2 protein-coding genes are annotated in these 1,625 nt (G+C 75.5%); both read left to right on the top strand.

Features of this window, described 5'->3' with window-relative positions:
• Positions 1 to 490 (top strand): hypothetical protein (locus HUW36_RS32375; protein WP_217428920.1); only part of this gene is annotated, 490 nt, incomplete at its 5' end.
• Positions 491 to 698: 208 nt separating this feature from the next.
• A partial coding sequence (locus HUW36_RS32380; RefSeq protein ID WP_174531526.1) for a serine/threonine-protein kinase occupies positions 699 to 1,625 on the top strand: 927 nt, incomplete at its 3' end.

Raw genomic sequence — 1,625 nt, forward strand, 5'->3', positions numbered from 1 at the left:
CCGGATGCTGGGCCCGCGCCGGCTCGCGGCCGTGGTGGCCGGCCCGGCCCTGGCCGTGGGCCTGTGGGAGCTGAACCGGGCCACCAGTCCGCTCTTCGACGGCGGCCCGGTGTCCTACCAGAGCTTCTACGGGCTGACCGCCGGCAGCGAGCCGGTGATGTGGCTCTACCTCGCCGGGCTCGCGGTGGCGGCGCTCGCCGTCTGCGTACCGGTGGTGGGCCTCGCCCCGGCCGTGCGCCGGCGTGTCCCCGTGCTGCTGGCGCCGGTCGCGGCGCTGGCGCTGGTGATCGACCGCGCGTTGGCCGGCTGGGCGACGTCCACGGTCCACATGGACCACGTCATCCCCCTGGTCCCGGCCCAGTGGGCGATGCTGGTGCTCGTCCCGCCTGTCACGTTCCTGGCCGGGGTGCTGCTGGTGCGGCGCCGGGAGGAGCGGCAGCGGATGGTGGCGCTGGGGCGGGCCGTCGACCGGGAGCGGGCCGCCGGCTGAGGGTTGCGCGGGTCTGCTGCAGTGGCGGTGTGTCCGTTACCGACCATCCGCCGCCCGGCCCCGGGCCGGCGGGACACCTCCGGTCCGGGGCCGCCGTCCGGCCTACGGAAGCGTCCGTTGCGCCGATGGCGGGCGGCGCCGGGGCGACCAGAATGACCACCGAGGCGGCAACCGGCAGCCGTCCCTGGAGCGCGGTGGGGTTCGTCGCATGAGCGGCTGGCAGCTGTCCGGCTACACGCCGGTTCGTGGGCTCGGCTCCGGGGCGTCGGGCAGCGTCGTGCTCGCCACCCACGACGCCACCGGCACCCCGGTCGCGATCAAGTACCTGGTCCGCGACCTCGGGGCCGACTCCTCGTTCCGCACCGCGTTCCGCGACGAGGCGCGGCTGCTCGGCGAGATCGACGACCCGCACGTCAGCCGGCTCTACGAGTACGTCGAGTCGCCGCACGGGGCGGCCATCGTCATGGAGCTGGTCGACGGCGTCTCGCTGCGGCAGATGCTGCGCGCGCACGGCCCGACCACCCCCGAGGCGGCGCTGTGCGTGTTGAAGGGCTCGCTCGCCGGGCTCGCCGCCGCGCACGCCCACGGGGTCGTGCACCGTGACTACAAGCCGGAGAACGTGCTGGTCAACGGCGCGGGTTCGAGCAAGCTCGCCGACTTCGGCATCGCCATGCCGATCGGTCGGGGCTCGGACACCACCGTCTCCGGCACGCCCCGTTACATGGCCCCCGAGCAGTGGACCGGCGCCCCGGCCAGCCCGGCCTGCGACATCTACGCCGCCACCGCCACGTTCTTCGAGTGCCTCACCGGACGACCCCCGTACCAGGGTCCGGACCTGCTCTCCCTGCGCGAGCAGCACGCCACCGCGCCGATTCCCACCGACCCGGCGCCCGCGCCGGTGCACGAGCTGCTGCGGCACGGGATGGCCAAGAGCCCCGACGACCGGCCGCAACCGGCCGAGGTCTTCCTGGACCTGCTGGACCGGGTGGCCGGCGTCGGATACGGGCCCGAGTGGGAGGAACGCGGGTTGCGCGAGCTGGCCCGCCGGGCCGCGCTGCTGGCCGCGCTGTGGCCGTTCCCGGACCGGGCGGAGGGGGCCACCGCGGTGGCCAGCACCGCGCTCGGCGCCACGACC

The sequence above is a fragment of the Micromonospora maritima genome (assembly GCF_902825405.1).
GTDB lineage: Bacteria > Actinomycetota > Actinomycetes > Mycobacteriales > Micromonosporaceae > Micromonospora > Micromonospora maritima.